This window comes from Marinovum sedimenti (assembly GCF_054052205.1).
Map to the genome: position 1 here is coordinate 2,027,455 of NZ_CM133223.1, position 16,442 is coordinate 2,043,896.

Sequence of the window (16,442 nt, forward strand, 5' to 3'; positions counted from 1 at the left end):
CTCATGGGCGGGCAAACGCGCTGAAGCGGTGCGTCATGGCGCTCGGCCAGCTCGATTACCCCGTTTTCGAGGTTGTCGTGGTGGCCGACCGTGCCAGCCTTTTGGCGTTGCGGGCGTCACCCTTAGCCGATGGGCTGAAGACGCATGCTTTTGAGGCTGAAAACATCAGCGCGGCGCGCAATCTGGGCGTCGGGCTGGCGGCGGGCGAAGTCGTCGCGTTTATCGACGATGACGCCGTGCCAGAGCCGACCTGGCTGACCCATCTTGCCGGAGCCTTTGTAGACAATGAGGTGGCGGCGGCAGGCGGTTTTGTCCGTGGCCGCAACGGCGTGTCCTGGCAATGGCGCGCGGCTTGGGTCGACACGGGCGGGCAGCGCCACGATCTCCCGCTTGAAACGGACCGGCCGGTTGTGCTGCACCCGGCCAAGGGCCGCGCGATCAAAACCGAAGGCACCAACATGGCGTTTCGGCGCGATGTACTGGCAGGGATCGGCGGTTTTGACCCGGCATTCCGGTTTTTCCTTGATGAAACCGATGTGAATCTGCGGCTGGCCCGGGCGGGGCACGCCACCGCAATTGTGCCGCGCGCGCAGGTGCACCACGGCTTCGCAGAAAGCACCCGGCGGCGCGCAGACCGGGTGCCGCGCGATCTGTTCGAAATCGGAGCCAGCCTTGGTGCCTTTCTCTTGCGCCATGCCCCGGCCTCGGCGCGGGCGGATCGTTTGGAAGACTTCGCAAACGAGCAGCGCATCAGGCTTCTGCGCCACATGGTTGCCGGGCGGCTGGAACCGGGTGATGTTTCGCGGCTTATGGCGCGCCTGCGCGAAGGGTTTGCCAGAGGCGCGACGCGTCACGCCACGCCGCTCCCCGCCTTGCCCGCCGCCTCGGCACCATTTTCCCCACTGTCGGGCAAAACCGGGTTGCGACCACGGGTGCATTGCGGCCGCTGGCGTGACCGCTCAAAAATTAGGCGCAAGGCTGCGCATGACGTCGCAGCCGGGCATATTACCACGGTTTTGATCTTCTCATTCACGGCATTGTTTGGTCGCGTAAGCTTCACAGAACAGGGCTATTGGCAGCACAAAGGCGGTCAATTTGGTCGCACTCAGCGAACAGATCCAATCTTTCGGTTGCGCAGCCTGCGGCGAAAATGCGACGAGGAGATTGGCCGTGTTTGCACGGAACGAGGATTGGACAAACCGCTTTGAGGCGCTTTGTCCGTTTATATATTGCACTATTGGGTGTAGAATTTTGAACAGCCAATACGGAAATTGAGGTTCAGTTTATGCGTAACAAAGTCACCAAAGCGATCTTTCCAGTTGCGGGAATGGGGACACGGTTTCTTCCTGCCACGAAATCTGTGCCGAAAGAGATCATGACGCTGGTCGACCGACCGCTGATCCAATACGCCATCGATGAGGCGCGTGCCGCCGGGATCAAGGAATTCATCTTCGTGACGTCCCGTGGCAAGGGCGCGCTTGAGGATTATTTCGACCACGCCCCGCAGCTTGAAGCCGAGCTGCGCAAGAAGGGCAAAACCGAGCTGCTCGAAACGCTTAAAGACACCAACATGGAGAGCGGCGCGATTGCCTATATCCGCCAGCACAAGGCGCTTGGCCTTGGGCACGCGGTGTGGTGTGCGCGCCGGTTGATTGGCAACGAACCCTTTGCGGTGATGCTGCCCGATGACGTGATCGCGGCGGAAAAGCCCTGTTTGCAGCAGATGGTAGAAGCTTATGCTGAGACCGGCGGCTCGATGGTCGCGGCGATGGAAGTCGCCCCGGACAAGACCTCGGCTTACGGCGTTCTTGATGTCGCCGAGGATCATGGCAACATGGTTTCGGTCAAAGGCATGGTCGAAAAACCCGAGGCCGGCACGGCACCGTCGAACCTCGCGGTGATCGGGCGCTACATCATCACGCCGGACGTTCTGCGCAATCTCAACAAGATGAAACAGGGTTCGGGCGGCGAGATCCAGTTGACCGACGCCATCGCGCAGGAGATCACCGAAGGCCGCAAGGTTTCGGGTCTGCGCTTCCGTGGCCAGCGGTTTGATTGCGGCTCGAAAGCGGGCTTCCTGCAGGCCACAGTGGCCTTCGGACTGGCACGTGAAGAGCTTAAGGATGATCTGCATGGCTATCTGCAAGAGCTGATGGCCGTGGACAAGGCAGCGCAATAAACCATGACACTTGGCAATATTCTGGTCACCGGCGGTGCCGGTTACATCGGCTCGCACGCCTGTAAAGCGTTGCGCAATGCCGGCTATACCCCTGTCACCTATGACAATATTTCGACGGGCTGGGAGCAGGCGGTCAAGTTCGGACCACTGGCCAAGGGCGATCTTCTGGATCGCGCGCGGCTTGACGAGGTGTTTGCCGAGTACAAACCTGTGGCTGTCATGCACTTTGCTGCGCTCAGTCTTGTGGGCGAGGCGATGTCGAACCCCGGTCTTTATTGGCGCAACAACGTCGCCGGGTCGCTTAACCTGATCGAGGCGGCCGCCGATGCCGGGTGCCTCGATTTCGTGTTTTCCTCGACCTGCGCCACCTATGGCGAACATGACAACGTGGTGCTTGACGAAAACACGCCGCAGCATCCGCTGAACTCTTATGGCGCGTCTAAACGCGCAATCGAAGACATGCTGCGCGACTTCGGCGCGTCGCATGGGATGCGCAGCGTCATTTTTCGCTATTTCAACGTGGCCGGTGCCGACCCCGAGGCCGAAGTGGGCGAATTTCACCGCCCCGAGACCCATCTCATCCCACTAATGCTGGATGCGATTGACGGCAAGCGGGCCGCGCTCACCGTGTTTGGCACCGATTACGACACGCCCGACGGCACCTGCATCCGCGACTATGTGCATGTCTGCGACCTTGTCGACGCGCATGTTCTGGGGCTGAATTGGCTGAAAGACGGCAAGGGCAGCCGGGTGTTCAACCTGGGCACAGGCGACGGATTTTCCGTGTTCGACGTGATCGCTCAGTCGAAAACTGTCACCAACCGCGAGGTTCCGCACGATATCGGCGCGCGCCGGGCCGGGGACGCCACGAAACTGGTTTCCGGATCGACCCGCGCCGTGCAAGAACTGGGCTGGACACCGACGCGATCCAACCTGGAGGCAATGATCCGCGATGCCTGGCGCTGGCACCAAACCGGCAACTACGACGCATAAGCCAGCGGCGCGTTGCCTTGATATCACACGGCTGATCCGGCGCGCCGGGCGGCCGATGACCGGTGTCGATCGGGTAGAATTTGCCTATCTGCGTGCGCTGGTGGCCGATCCGGTGCCACTGTTTGCACTGGCGCGCACCCGGCTGGGATATGTCCTGTTGGGCCCCGAGGGTGCCGCCGAAATCCTGCGCTGTGCCAAGGCCAACAGCTGGGGGCCGATGGACCTTTTGGGGCGGTTGTCGCGCGGCCCCGAGATGCGGCGGCGCGCCGAGGCCGATCTTAGACGTCACGCCCTGGCCCGCTGTTTGCCGCAGTCCCTGCCCGCGATGCTGCGGCGGCACTTGCCCGGCGGGGTCAGCTACCTCAACACCGGGCACTCAAACCTCACAGACCGGGTGCTCAAAGCGGTGCGCAGCATTCAAGGCGCACAGATTGCGGTATTGGTGCACGATACGATTCCGCTGGATTACCCGCACTACCAGCGGGCGGAAACTCTCAAGAAATTCAAACGCTTCTTAAGTCGCGTAACGCGGAATGCAGACCTCGTGATCTGTAATTCTCACGCCACATTGTCGGATTGCCAGCGCCATATGGAGGCATTTGGGCGCATCCCCGATGGTCTTGTCGCACCCCTAGGGATCGAGCGCGTGCGGCCCGGGCGCGCAAAGGATGCCCCGAACGAGCGGTACTTTGTAACCGTCGGCACCATCGAACCGCGCAAGAACCACGCGCTGCTGCTCGACATCTGGGATGGCTTCGCCGCCGAGGGCCGCACCTCGCCGCATCTGGTGATTTGTGGCGCGCGGGGCTGGAACAATGACGCCGTTTTTGCCCGCCTCGATGCGGGAAACCCGCTGGTGCATGAACGCGCCGGACTAAGCGATGCCGAGATCGCAGCGCTTTTGATCGGCTCACGCGGCCTGTTGTTTCCCAGCTTTGCAGAGGGTTATGGCTTGCCCCCCGCCGAGGCCGCCGCGCTAGGCGTGCCCGTGGTGGCGAGCGATCTCGCGGTCTATCGCGAAATCCTTGACGACATACCCATTTACCTGCCGCCCAGCGATGTCTATTCTTGGCGCAAGAAAATAGAACAGTTAAATGAGCAGAGACCCTCGTCCAACCCACTTGTACCGCCCAGCTGGACCAGTCATTTCAACACTGTCTTAAGCCGGATCTGATAGCAATCGGGATTGACGCACGAAGGTTAACGGGGAACGGGATTGGGCGCCTGGCAATCATATCGCCTGAGGTTACAGCGTAAACGCTGGCGGTTTCGCGCGCGGCGCAAGTCGCGGGAAATGCGCGCATCCTCGGACCGTACGGCCAATATTCGCTCTGGCGATCTTTTGCTGTTTTCGACCATGCGTAACGAACACGTGCGCCTGCCGTATTTCCTGCAGTACTATCGCGACATGGGAATTAACCATTTCTTGATGGTCGACAACGGCAGCACGGATGGCACCTATGAGTATCTGCTCGAGCAGCCCGACGTCTCGGTTTGGACCACGGATGCCAGTTACAAACGGTCGCGGTTTGGCGTCGACTGGCTCAATTGGCTGGCGCGCAAATACGCGCATGGCCATTGGGCGCTGACTGTCGATCCGGATGAATTCTTTCTGTTTCCGTTCTGCGACACGCGCCCACTCAGGGCGCTGACCGATTGGCTTGATGCCTCTTCGATCCGGTCGTTTTCGGCGATGCTTCTCGACATGTATCCCAAGGGGCCGCTCAACGCGCAGCCCTATTTGCCGGGGGATAATCCGCTCGATATTGCGTGCTGGTTCGACAGCGGCAACTACTCGATCAAGCGCAATCATGTGTTTGGCAACCTGTGGATTCAGGGCGGGCCGCGACGACGGGTGTTCTTCCCCGAGCTGCCGGAAAAAGCGCCTGCTCTCAATAAGATACCTCTGGTGAAATGGGATCGGCGTTACGCTTACGTCAGCTCTGCTCACATGCTTTTGCCGCGCGGGCTTAACCTTGTTTATGACGAATGGGGTGGAGAAAAGGCCAGCGGCATCCTGCTTCATACCAAGTTTCTCGACACATTCACCGCCAAAGCCGCCGAAGAGTTGCAGCGGGGCCAGCACTACGCGGCCTCGGTCGAGTACAAGGCCTATGCCAAGACGATGGAGGAGAACCCCGACCTCTGGTGCAAGTGGTCGGAACGGTACATCAACTGGCGCCAGTTGGAGATTCTCGGCCTGATGTCGAAGGGCAACTGGGCATGAGCCTCGGCGTTGTCATGTTGGTGCACACCGCGTTCAAACGCGCCGAACAGGTGGCGCGCCATTGGGCCAACTCCGGCTGCCCGGTGGTCATCCATGTCGACAAAAACGTGTCTGGAGAGGCCTTTCGCACCTTTTCCTCGGCGCTGGCGGACATGGACCATGTGAAATTCTCCAAACGATTTCGCTGCGAATGGGGCACTTGGGGCATCGTCGCCGCCAGCCAAAGTGCGAGCGAAGTGATGCTGCGCGAGTATCCGGATGTGCAGCATGTCTATCTCGCATCGGGCTCGTGCCTGCCGCTGCGGCCAGTCGAAGAGTTGATCGATTATCTCGCGGCCCGTCCAAGGGTGGATTTCATCGAGAGCGCCACCACGGTCGATGTGCCGTGGACGGTGGGCGGCCTCGACGAGGAACGGTTCACCATGCATTTCCCGTTTTCGTGGCGGCGCAATCGGTTTCTTTTCGACAAATTCGTTCAAATCCAACGGGGAATTGGGCTGAAACGCCAGATTCCCAACGGCTTGCGCCCGCATATGGGCAGCCAATGGTGGTGCCTGACGCGTCAAACGCTCTCTGCCATCCTGCAAGACCCCGATCGCCACGCCTATGACAGCTATTTCCGCCGGGTTTGGATCCCTGACGAAAGCTATTATCAGACACTGGCCCGGCTCTATTCGCGCGAGCTAGAAAGCCGTTCCCTGACCCTGTCGAAGTTTGATTTTCAGGGGAAACCGCATATTTTCTATGACGACCATCTGCAACTTTTGCGCCGGTCCGACTGCTTTGTCGCGCGCAAGATCTGGCCCCATGCCGAGCTTCTGTATCGGTCTTTCCTGACCGACCGCGCCGGTGCCATGAGCCGAACCGAGCCCAACCCGGGCAAGATCGACCGCATCTTTGCCAAGGCCGTCGACAGGCGGACGCGGGGCCGCCCCGGCCTTTATATGCACTCGCGCTTTCCCAACGAAAATTGGGAAAATGGCGTAACCGCAGGGCCTTACTCCGTGTTTCAGGGCTTTACCGAGCTGTTTGAGGATTTCGAGCCTTGGCTGGCGCGGGCCACATCGGCGCGGGTGCACGGCCATCTTTTCGGCACCGAAGGGGCCGGATTTGCCGAAGGCGAGGCGGTGGTTCAAGGCGGGCTTTCCTCCAGCGCCGCGATCCGCGATGCCAACCCTTGGGGCTTTCTGACCAGCCTGCTGTGGAACACACGCGGCGAGCGCCAAAGTTTTCAGTTCGGGCCGCTCGACATCCAAGAGAATGTGGTCTGGAACATGGCCAAAGACCCGAACGCACAGATTTCGGTGGTGTCTGGGGCTTGGGCAGTGCCGCTGTTCAAGTCCAACCTCGATTTCGCCACCATCCGGCGCAGCGCTGCAAAGCTGCAAAAGATCGAGGCCGACTCGCTTTATGCCTATCGCTCGCCCTATGCCAAGGCCCGGATCAGGATTTGGACAATGGCCGAGTTCATCGAAGCGCCGATGGAGCCGCTGCAAAGCATCATCGACGAAATCGGCCTGCGCAAAGGCCGCAGACTGGCGGAAGTGCCGAAGATGGAAGACCTGACAGGCTTTGGCCAATTCCTGCAAAACCTGAAAAATCAGGGGATGCACCCCTATTTGATGGGCGATTTCCCGGTCGAAGGCCGCCCGCTGGGCCAACGCCCGAAAACCCGCAAACCTTACCTTGTGAGATAACCGCGCATGTCCAAACCGTTCGACAGTTTCGTGGTGTTTGCCGAAATGCGCACCGGGTCCAACCTGCTTGAGGCCAATCTTAACCTCTTTGACGGCATCACCTGCCACGGCGAGGCCTTTAATCCGCATTTCATCGGCTATCCCAACAAAACCGAGATCCTCGGGATCAGCCAACCGGCCCGCGATGATGACCCGATGGCCCTTGTTTGCGCGATCCGCGAGCGGACGGGCGGGCTTGGCGGATTTCGGTACTTCCATGACCATGATCCGCGGGTGCTTGAACCGCTTCTTGATGATCCGAGGATCGCCAAGATCGTGCTGACCCGCAATCCGGTGGAAAGCTATGTCAGCTGGAAGATTGCCCAGCAAACGGACCAATGGAAGCTCACGAATGTGGCCAAGCGCAAGGATGCGCAGGCGCGTTTCGACAAGGCCGATTTCGAGGCCCACCTGGAGAGCTTGCAGAACTTTCAAATCCGGCTGTTAAACGGGCTGCAACGGCGCGGGCAAACCGCGTTTTACGTGGCCTATGAAGATGTGCAGGATTTGGCGGTGATGAACGGGCTGGCGCGCTGGTTGGGTTGCGCGTCGGTTCTTGAAAGCTTCGATCACAATCTGAAACGCCAGAACCCCGCGCCGATCTCGGAAAAGGTCGAGAATTTCGATGAAATGCAGCGCGCTTTGGCGCAACTGGACCGGTTCGATCTGTCGCGCACCCCAAATTTCGAGCCCCGGCGCGGTGCTGCGGTGCCCGGATACGTCGCGGCGAAAAATGCACCGCTGCTTTATATGCCGGTCAAAGGCGGACCCGAGGCTGAGGTTTGCGACTGGCTTGGGGCTTTGGGCGATGGCTTGCAGCGCGATTTCAATCAGAAAAGCCTGCGCCAATGGCTGCGCAAACACACCGGCCACCGGCGTTTTACCGTTCTGCGCCACCCCTTGGCGCGGGCGCACCACGTCTTCTGCACGCGGATCTTGCCCAAAGGACCAGACAGCTTTGGCCGTATTCGCCGGGTGTTAACCAATCGGCACGGTCTGCCGATTCCCGAAAACGGGCCCGACGAGAGCTATGATCGCGATACCCATCGCAAAGCCTTTGGCGGGTTTTTGGAGTTCATTCAGTCCAACCTCAACGGTCAGACCAATCTGCGGATGGATCCGCACTGGGCCGCGCAAAGTGCGATCTTGCAGGGCATGGGCGATCTGTGCCTGCCGGACATGGTGCTGCGCGAAGAGGAGATGGCCGCCTATCTGCCAGCGCTGGCCGAACAATTGGGACTGGAGACGGTTCCAGAACCGAAAGAGGCCGCGCCGACCGCGCCGTTTACACTGGAGGACATCCACGACGGCGGATTGGAAGACATGGCGCGCGCAGCCTATCCCCGAGATTATCTGATGCTGGGATTTGATGCCTGGGCGTAAAGCATTTGCGTTTGACTGCATCATCTAGCGCTGCCTGAGATCAAAGATTTCAAGGCTTTAGATGATGCTAAATATTTAAGTAAATGCTAGATGCTCTAGGCGTGGCGCAAGGTGGGCAGACTGCCCACCTTGTCGGACGATCCGGGCCTATGCGGCCTTCATCGCCTCTTCTTCAGTAAGGATGGTATACAGCGTGGCCACATTCTGATTGGCCCGCAGTTTGGTGCAAACCGCATTGTCCCGCAAAAGACGCGAAACGCGCGCAAGCGCTTTGAGATGTTCGACGCCGGCATCTTCGGGTGCAAAGAGGCCAAAGACCACATCAACAGGCTGGCGATCGACAGAATCAAAATCGATCGGTTTTTCCAAAAGCAGGAACACGCCAACGCAGGTTTCGATCCCCGCAATACGTGCATGCGGAAGCGCGACCCCGTGGCCGACACCCGTCGGCCCCAAGGATTCACGCTCCAAAAGCGCTTCGAATGCAGTGGCGGCGTCGATCCCATAGGCCGATTGAGCCAGATCCGCCACGTCATGCATCAGTCGCTTCTTGCTCGAGCAACCCGAAGCCACCCGGATTGCCTCGGGCTTCAACAAATCAGAGAGTTCCATTGTGCCTGTAGTCTCCATCCCCGGGCTGGTCCGCAGGCTTTAAGCCTGTTCTTGCGGTTCTATCCAGCCGATATTGCCATCGTCCCGTCGGTAAACAACGTTCAGACCCTTACGCTCGTTCCGAAACACCAGAACAGGCGCGCCGGCAATCTCCATCTGCATCACTGCTTCACCGACCGTGAGTGCAGGAATGTCGGTTTTCATTTCAGCGACGATCATCGGCTGGAGGCTTTCGGGTTCCGAATCCTCATCCACTTCGTCGCTCGCGAGGATATACGATGCTGCGCCATAAGTTTCAACGGGTTCGGTCCGGTCCTTGTGATGGTCCTTCAGCCGACGCTTATAGCGGCGTAATTGCTTCTCCATCTTCTCGCAACAGCTTTCAAAGGCTGCATAAATTTCTGTTTCATGGGCCTTGGCCTGCGCGGTCAGGCCAGTAGAGAGATGCACGGTGGCCTCGCACACATATTCATGCGCGGCCTTGGAAAAGACGACGTTCGCGTCCGTCGGACGTTCGGCATATTTCTGCACGACCCCCCCCAACCCATCTTGCACATGGGTTTGCAGAGCCGCGCCAATATCGATCTGTTTGCCGGTGATTTGATAGCGCATCTTCGGTCCTTCTTATTGTTCCGGTGAGAATTCCGCACACGCCCACATCACGCGACGCGCGGCAGCCCAGTCACCTTCTCGGGATTGCGACGCAGCAAGTTGCTTGTACATGTTCACCACCCTGAAAACAGGAACGCAGCGTTATTTCTGAGGCAAGCCACTCATGCGTCATGATCCCATTTGAGGACACAGCGCGCCCCTCTGTCAATGATTTGTCACAAGAATATTGCGCGATTTAGTTTACCGACGGTTAACGAATGTGCAGGTAAGCTCGTGCACAGGCTTACGAAATCCGGAATTGATCACCCAGATAGACGCGCCGCACGTTTTCGTTCTCTACCACCTCATCGGGCGTGCCCGACATTAGAACCGTGCCATCATGGAGGATATAGGCCCGGTCCACGATCTCCAGCGTCTCGCGTACGTTGTGATCGGTAATCAAAACGCCGATGCCGCGGTTGGACAGGTCCGACACCAGGCTGCGGATATCGCCAACGGAAATCGGATCGACCCCGGCAAAGGGTTCATCAAGCAGCAGGTATTTTGGCTCGGCCGCAAGACAGCGAGCAATTTCGACCCGGCGGCGTTCGCCCCCGGACAGCGCCAATGCGGGCGCACGACGCAGGTGTTCGATATGGAATTCCGACAGCAGCTCCTCGAGCCGCTCGCGGCGCCTGCGCCTGTCACTCACCGCAATGTCGAGGATCGAGCGGATATTGTCTTCGACGCTCATGCCGCGAAAGATCGACATTTCCTGAGGCAAATACCCGATGCCGAGCTTGGCACGGCGGTACATCGGCATCTGGGTCACATCCTGGCCGTCGATGATGACCTTGCCTCCCTCGGGAAAAACAAGGCCGGCCACAGAATAGAACGTCGTGGTCTTGCCCGACCCATTGGGGCCCAGAAGGGCGACCACTTCGCCGCGATGCAGCTCCATGCTGACATCCCGGATGACCACCTTTTTGCGGTAGCTCTTGCGCAAGTGTTCTATACGCAACCCGGCGGAACCCTCCGCCACTGTCAGCCTTGGGGTCGACATTACTGGCTGTCGCTCTGTTGCTGAATGACCGACTTGACCCGCCCGGTCATCCGCGCCGTTCCTGCGTTCAGATCGGCAATCATTTCGTCCGCCGTCAGCGCGTTGCCGCCCTGGGTCAGCAACACATTGCCGGTCATCACCACGATGCCCTTATCGACATCGTAATCAGCGTTTTCGCCCTCAGCGGCCTCTGCCCCAGACACCAGCGTCACGCCACCGCGCGCCTCGAGCCGGGAAATTGCGCTCCGGTTCTTGGTATAAACCACCAGAACACGCGGCGCAGACAGCCGCATCTCGCCCTGCCCGACGACAACATTGCCGGTGAAAAGCGCTGTGCCGTCACCTTGATTGACCGACAGATTGTCGGCAGTGACTTCAACCGGCGCATCCGGATCTGCCTGGATCGCGCCAAAGCCCACCTCGGCCCCTTGGCTAAACGCAGCGAACGGAAGGAGCGTGAAAAAAAGTACCGCTAACAATTTAACTCGGGTCATGGAGTGTCACTTTCCTCGGAAACAGTCTGCTTTGCGGGCTGATATACCAGCTTCACGCCGTTAGTGAAAAACAATTGCACGTCACCGTCGACACCCGTGTCGCGGATGCGAAGCGCGCCGGCGGTCAGATCGCCAATCGGCCCAGTCGCGGCCACACCGGAGGGCGCATCCGCATTGACCGAGCGCAGCGCCGACTTCAGCAGCTGGGTGCGCATCACATAGCCTGACGAGCTGTCGATCACGACGTTGCCGGTCAGTTCCAACCGGTCGGCCGGCTCGTTCACCGCCGCGTCATCCGCAATGATAATGATGCGCGAGCCGTCGGTGAGCCGGAAGGCTGCATTCAGCTGTTTTGCCAGCACCCCGGAGGGATCGTCCGGCATTGGCCGCGCGCTTTTCGCAGTCACGGCCACCGCGTGCCCCTCGGGCGTGCTGCCCGTATAGTACGGCGCTGTAACGCTGTCGCGCTCGGGAAGCTCGGAGGCGTCGTCAAAAAATGTCAGGTCGGGGTCTTCGTTAACGGAAGTCGACAGCAGAAACATCGTCGACAGCAGCCCCAAGGCGCTGAGCGGCAACAGGACCTTGAGCCCCGAAACCATACCCGACCGAAACGATTCTCTCATGTCTGGTCTGCCGCCTTTCGTCTGATCGTCGTCCCTTACTTAAGCCCGGTCGCCCGCAGTACAATGCAGATCAATGGGCAAAGATATCCTGCTCCGGCCAACCGGCGAGATCCAGCCGGGCGCGTGTGGGCAGAAAATCAAAGCACTGTTGCGCCAATTCGCTGCGCCCCTCGCGCGCCAACCGACGATCAAGCTCTTTGCGCAGTCGGTGCAGATACAGCACGTCGCAGGCCGCATACTCAACCTGCGCCTGGCTCAAGGTGGCAGTGCCCCAATCGCTGGACTGCTGCTGTTTCGAGATGTCGACACCCAGCAGTTCTTGCAGCAGATATTTCAGCCCATGGCGGTCCGTATACGTGCGGATCAGCTTGCTGGCGATCTTGGTGCAATACACCGGTGCGGTGACGGTGCCAAAAGCATACTCAAGCGCCGCGATATCAAAGCGGCCAAAGTGAAACAGCTTCAACACGTTCGGATCGGCCAGCATCCGGCACAGGTTGGGCGCTTCGGTCTGGCCCTGTTCGACCTGCACCAGATGCGCGGTGCCGTCGCCCGAAGACATCTGGATCACGCACAACCTGTCGCGATGCGGGTTAAGCCCCATGGTCTCGCAATCAATGGCCACAACCGGCCCAAGGTTGAGATCGTCAGGCAGATCTCGCTGATAGAGGTGATGCGCCATGGTGTGGACTCCGTCTTCCAATATTCCACTCGGGCAATAGTGCTTTGGCATCGCCGTTGCAACGCTGGCGCGATGCCAACGTCGAATCACCAGTGACGACCCCGCTCAATGATCATGCATGGATTTTGCACAATACCCTCCCCTTGGATGGATTGATCACCTCCTAGAGGAGATTGGTTGACGCCATAGGTAAAAATATCCTTAAGATGCGGCGCACCAACCGGGCCAATTGCCCAGAGCTGTGTTCAACTGCGCACCTAATTTTCACTTCGGAGATCATGGCCAGATGTGATTTTGGGTACGAGACAGCGCAAAAGGTGAGGGCATTCCCTCCTTTAAGGCGCAACTACATGCACTTAGGCGTTCCTGATTGACCACTTTTGCGCAACTATCTCACATTGTGAGCCGGATTGTTTCGTTTCAATTTACAATCCTACCCCAAACACCCGTTTAAGGTGTGCCGCGCACCACTCTCCAAGCGAAGCCAGGGGCGCAACCTCTCGCGCAGAGGTTGATTGCAGCGACCTCTGGCACCGCAGCAGGGCCGCACCTGACGCAGGGGAAGTGTCACTCTCCCTAAAGGTGAAACGCAATTGAGGCAACTTGACGGCACAATCTAGGCCGTCCATTTTCATACAAGTCGAGCAAAAATAACCAAGAAACTTGGGTAAATTGTTTTTGCAAACGGCACTTGGGGGTTGGTGCTTTCACTTGGGAGTGAATTGTACGGTTAAAGGGTCTGCACGCAGCGCATGAAACCACGTGGTTTCGGCGCTGCGAAAAAAAACGACAACGGAGCCACTGTGTTCGCCCCGCTCTGCGGTGCGTTGTGCTCCTGCGCGCCTTCCTTTTCATCGCTGCAATTTCGCTTCGTCACTGATCGCCTTGGAGGGCAAGACGTTGACAATGCATATGCGTTCGGTTGGATCCACACGAAGGTCCGCTTCCGACACCCTGCTTGCCACCCCACTTGGGCGTGGACTGTACCGCCAATTTGCCAAGCGTGCCTTGGACATCGGGAGCGTGCTGCTGGCCCTCGTTCCCATGCTGTTGCTGTTGGCACCGGTCTGCGTGCTGATTGCGCTGGACGGACATTCGCCGATTTATCGCCAACAGCGCATCGGGCGCAACGGCCGGATCTTTCGGATGTGGAAACTGCGCACCATGGTGCCCAATGCCGACAAACAGCTTTGGGCCTACCTCAATGCCAACCCGGCGGCGCGTGCCGAATGGGACCACAGCCAGAAACTGCGCCGCGATCCGCGGGTCACATGGATTGGGGTCTTTCTGCGCAAAAGCTCGCTGGATGAGCTGCCGCAGCTGATCAACGTGCTGCTGGGGGATATGTCGCTGGTGGGGCCGCGTCCGATGATGCTGGACCAACAAAAGATCTATCCCGGCACCGCCTATTACGCCATGCGTCCGGGCATCACTGGCATCTGGCAGACCTCTGCCCGCAACGAAAGCAGCTTTTCCGAGCGCGCAATCTTTGACGCCCGGTACTTTCGCGAGCTGTCTTTCCTGACCGATCTGCGCCTGATCCTGCGGACATTTCACGTGGTCTTTCGCGGCACCGGCTACTGAGCCAAGGCTGTTAACCCACGGCTCGACCTTGCGCCGCACGAATGTTAGGCCGGGCGCGTCCCGGCCTTTTTCGTGCCGCAGCTTATGAGGAGAGAGCCCATGACCCTTAACGTATATCTCAGCGGTGAAATTCACACAGACTGGCGCGAGCAGATCGTGGCAGGGGCCCAAGGGCTCGACGTGGAATTTTTCAGCCCGGTCACCGATCACGCGGCCAGCGATGATTGCGGCGTTGCCATCCTCGGGGCGGAGGACAACAAATATTGGCACGATCACAAGGGGGCGATGGTCAACGCCATTCGTACCCGCAAAGGGATTGCCGATGCCGATGTGGTGGTGGTGCGCTTTGGCGAGAAATACCGCCAATGGAACGCCGCCTTTGATGCCGGATATGCCGCCGCGCTTGGGAAATCGCTGATCGTTTTGCAACAGCCCGACCATGATCACGCGTTGAAAGAAGTCGATGCCGCCGCCCTTGCGGTGGCGCGCGAACCGGGTCAGGTGGTCGAAATCCTGCGCTATGTTCTGACCGGCAAGCTTCCGGGCTGACCCCTGTTTCCCTTCGGGGGAATGCGGGCTGCAAATTCCCATTAAAGCGCTTGCAGAGGGGCTTTATTGCCGCAAACTGGCGTCGCGCGGCTGAACCGGCCAGCGCGACGTATCAAAGGCGAGCGAAGGGGACAGGCAGCCATGTTAAATGAATTCAAGGCCTTCATAGCGCGCGGCAATGTCATGGACATGGCCGTGGGCATCATCATCGGGGCGGCCTTCACTGCCATCGTGAAATCGGTGGTCAGCGACCTGATCAATCCGATCATCGGGGTGTTCACCGGCGGCATCGACTTCACCAACAACTATTTCGTGCTGGCCGGTGACGTGCCCGCCGGTGCCAGCCTTGACGTCGCGCGCGAAGCCGGGGCCTCGGTCTTTGCCTTCGGGGCGTTTGTCATGGCCGTGATCAATTTCCTGATCATCGCCGCCGTGGTGTTTGCGCTGGTCAAGGCGGTCAACCGCATCAAGGAAAGCGCCGCGCGTGAAGAGACCCCGGAGCCAGCCGAGCAAAAGCCCGCAGGCCCGAGCGAAATCGATGTGCTGCTTGAAATCCGCGACGCCCTCAAACGCTGACACGGTCTAGGGCTGGCAATCCTCCGCGCGCCCATGCCCGGCGCGCGGTTTTTTGTTGCCTTCTATTCAGGATCGGGGACAGATTTGGAGTTGAGGTTCGAGAGGGAGGCAGATGGGCCAATCCGACCGCCGATGCGGCATCTGGTTCGACAAACGCGAACGCTGGCAGCCCGAGCTTCGGGCCCTGCGCGACATCTTGCTAGACTGCGGCCTGGACGAAGCTTTCAAATGGCGCGGCCCGGTGTATTGCGCGCATGGCGGCAATATCGCCGTCGTCTGGGGCTTCAAAGAGCATTGCGCAGTTGGCTTTTTCAAGGGCGTGCTGCTGGACGATCCTGAGGCGGCTCTTGTGGCACCAGGGCCAAATTCACGGTCGGTTCGGATGATGACCTTTGCCGATATGAGCAGTGTAAGCGCCTGCGAACCGGCACTCCGGCGTCACATCGCACAGGCCATTGAAAACGAACAGGCCGGGCGCAAGGTGGATTTCCCCAAGGATGATCTCGCCCTGCCCGAAGAATTGGCCACGGCTCTCGACGCCGACCCCGATCTGCGCGCCGCCTTTGAGGCGCTGACACCGGGGCGACAGCGCGGCTATGTCCTGTATATTTCGGGCGCGAAGCAGTCCAAAACGCGTGCTGCACGGGTGGAGAAATGGACGCCCCGCATCCTCGACGGGTTGGGGATGCACGACCGGTAGCGCGTTACCACCGGCGCAGCGCATCCTCGTCTTCATCGCGCGCGGCCACCCATTCGGCCCCGTCTGCGCCGATCTCTTTCTTCCAGAACGGCGCGCGGCTTTTGAGGTAATCCATCAGGAACTCTGCCGCCTCAAACGCCGCCTTGCGGTGCCGCGCGGCGGTGGCGACCATCATGATCATCTCATCCCGCTCCAGCCGACCATAGCGATGGATCACCAGGGCATCGCCAAGGGACCAGCGCTGCATCGCCTCTTCGGCCATCGCTTCCAGCGCTTTGGCCGTCATGCCGGGGTAATGTTCGATCTCCATCGCCGCCATACCGCCGTCAACCGAATCGCGCACGATGCCGGTAAACGTCACCACGGCGCCCATGTCGTGCTGCGCCCGTGCAAAAGCTTCGGCCTCTTGCCCGAAATCGAGCGGCTGTTGCTGCACCGAAACGCGCATCG

At 59.5% G+C, this 16,442-nt stretch carries 18 protein-coding genes; 11 read left to right on the top strand and 7 right to left on the bottom strand.

All coding sequences use genetic code 11. The annotated features are described in order from the left end of the window. Positions 1–35 precede the first annotated feature (35 nt). From ACW9UO_RS09805 to ACW9UO_RS09835, 7 genes are all read left to right on the top strand, one after another. Entirely contained in the window at positions 36–1,208 is a 1,173-nt protein-coding gene (locus ACW9UO_RS09805) for a glycosyltransferase family 2 protein (RefSeq protein ID WP_457085630.1), read from the top strand. Positions 1,209–1,285: 77 nt separating this feature from the next. Next, complete coding sequence (galU, locus tag ACW9UO_RS09810; RefSeq protein ID WP_457085631.1) at positions 1,286–2,179, top strand: UTP--glucose-1-phosphate uridylyltransferase GalU; 894 nt, start codon at positions 1,286–1,288, stop codon at positions 2,177–2,179. 3 nt (positions 2,180–2,182) lie between these two features. Then, the gene (galE, locus tag ACW9UO_RS09815; protein ID WP_457085632.1) at positions 2,183–3,172 is read left to right on the top strand and encodes a UDP-glucose 4-epimerase GalE; all 990 of its coding nucleotides are present in this window, start codon (positions 2,183–2,185) and stop codon (positions 3,170–3,172) included. Positions 3,173–3,227: 55 nt separating this feature from the next. After that, positions 3,228–4,346, top strand: coding sequence for a glycosyltransferase family 4 protein (locus tag ACW9UO_RS09820; protein ID WP_457085633.1), 1,119 nt, complete (start codon positions 3,228–3,230; stop codon positions 4,344–4,346). A gap of 42 nt (positions 4,347–4,388) precedes the next feature. Next, the gene (locus ACW9UO_RS09825; RefSeq protein WP_457085634.1) at positions 4,389–5,399 is read left to right on the top strand and encodes a glycosyltransferase family 2 protein; all 1,011 of its coding nucleotides are present in this window, start codon (positions 4,389–4,391) and stop codon (positions 5,397–5,399) included. After that, entirely contained in the window at positions 5,396–7,096 is a 1,701-nt protein-coding gene (locus ACW9UO_RS09830) for a DUF5927 domain-containing protein (RefSeq protein WP_457085635.1), read from the top strand. The genes ACW9UO_RS09825 and ACW9UO_RS09830 overlap by 4 nt, the downstream gene beginning before the upstream one ends. A 6-nt stretch (positions 7,097–7,102) precedes the next feature. After that, entirely contained in the window at positions 7,103–8,518 is a 1,416-nt protein-coding gene (locus ACW9UO_RS09835; RefSeq protein ID WP_457085636.1) for a nodulation protein NodH, read from the top strand. 147 nt (positions 8,519–8,665) lie between these two features. On the opposite strand, the gene ptsN is transcribed toward ACW9UO_RS09835, so the two are convergent. From ptsN to ACW9UO_RS09865, 6 genes are all read right to left on the bottom strand, one after another. Beyond that, on the bottom strand, positions 8,666–9,130 hold the full coding sequence (ptsN, locus tag ACW9UO_RS09840; protein ID WP_457085637.1) for a PTS IIA-like nitrogen regulatory protein PtsN: 465 nt from the start codon (positions 9,128–9,130) through the stop codon (positions 8,666–8,668). A gap of 39 nt (positions 9,131–9,169) precedes the next feature. Then, positions 9,170–9,742 carry a ribosome hibernation-promoting factor, HPF/YfiA family gene (gene hpf / locus ACW9UO_RS09845; protein ID WP_457085638.1) on the bottom strand — a complete coding sequence of 191 codons (573 nt, stop codon included), beginning with the start codon at positions 9,740–9,742 and terminating at the stop codon, positions 9,170–9,172. A gap of 283 nt (positions 9,743–10,025) precedes the next feature. Then, a complete protein-coding gene (gene lptB, locus ACW9UO_RS09850; protein WP_457085639.1) occupies positions 10,026–10,784 on the bottom strand; it encodes an LPS export ABC transporter ATP-binding protein in 759 nt (252 codons plus the stop codon). Continuing rightward, positions 10,784–11,278, bottom strand: coding sequence for an LptA/OstA family protein (locus ACW9UO_RS09855; protein ID WP_457085640.1), 495 nt, complete (start codon positions 11,276–11,278; stop codon positions 10,784–10,786). The genes lptB and ACW9UO_RS09855 overlap by 1 nt, the downstream gene beginning before the upstream one ends. Beyond that, positions 11,275–11,901 carry a hypothetical protein gene (locus tag ACW9UO_RS09860; protein ID WP_457085641.1) on the bottom strand — a complete coding sequence of 209 codons (627 nt, stop codon included), beginning with the start codon at positions 11,899–11,901 and terminating at the stop codon, positions 11,275–11,277. Before ACW9UO_RS09860 ends, ACW9UO_RS09855 begins: the two co-directional genes overlap by 4 nt. Before the next feature lie 70 nt (positions 11,902–11,971). Next, positions 11,972–12,583, bottom strand: a complete 612-nt coding sequence (locus tag ACW9UO_RS09865; protein WP_457085642.1) for a ribonuclease D — start codon at positions 12,581–12,583, stop codon at positions 11,972–11,974. A 1,008-nt stretch (positions 12,584–13,591) separates the two neighbouring features. On the opposite strand from ACW9UO_RS09865, the gene ACW9UO_RS09870 reads away from it, so the two are divergent. The 4 genes from ACW9UO_RS09870 (at position 13,592) to ACW9UO_RS09885 (ending at position 15,992) form a co-directional block, all read left to right on the top strand. Continuing rightward, positions 13,592–14,167: a sugar transferase gene (locus ACW9UO_RS09870; protein WP_457085643.1), complete on the top strand. Its 576-nt coding sequence runs from the start codon at positions 13,592–13,594 to the stop codon at positions 14,165–14,167. Between the two features lie 99 nt (positions 14,168–14,266). Beyond that, a complete protein-coding gene (locus ACW9UO_RS09875) occupies positions 14,267–14,716 on the top strand; it encodes a YtoQ family protein (RefSeq protein ID WP_457085644.1) in 450 nt (149 codons plus the stop codon). A 141-nt stretch (positions 14,717–14,857) separates the two neighbouring features. Further along, positions 14,858–15,292, top strand: coding sequence for a large conductance mechanosensitive channel protein MscL (mscL, locus tag ACW9UO_RS09880; protein WP_457085645.1), 435 nt, complete (start codon positions 14,858–14,860; stop codon positions 15,290–15,292). A gap of 112 nt (positions 15,293–15,404) precedes the next feature. Next, the gene (locus ACW9UO_RS09885) at positions 15,405–15,992 is read left to right on the top strand and encodes a YdeI/OmpD-associated family protein (protein ID WP_457085646.1); all 588 of its coding nucleotides are present in this window, start codon (positions 15,405–15,407) and stop codon (positions 15,990–15,992) included. A 4-nt stretch (positions 15,993–15,996) separates the two neighbouring features. Here ACW9UO_RS09885 and ACW9UO_RS09890 read toward each other — a convergent pair whose 3' ends face one another. Continuing rightward, entirely contained in the window at positions 15,997–16,440 is a 444-nt protein-coding gene (locus ACW9UO_RS09890) for a molybdenum cofactor biosynthesis protein MoaE (protein WP_457085647.1), read from the bottom strand. Between the last annotated feature and the right edge of the window lie 2 nt (positions 16,441–16,442).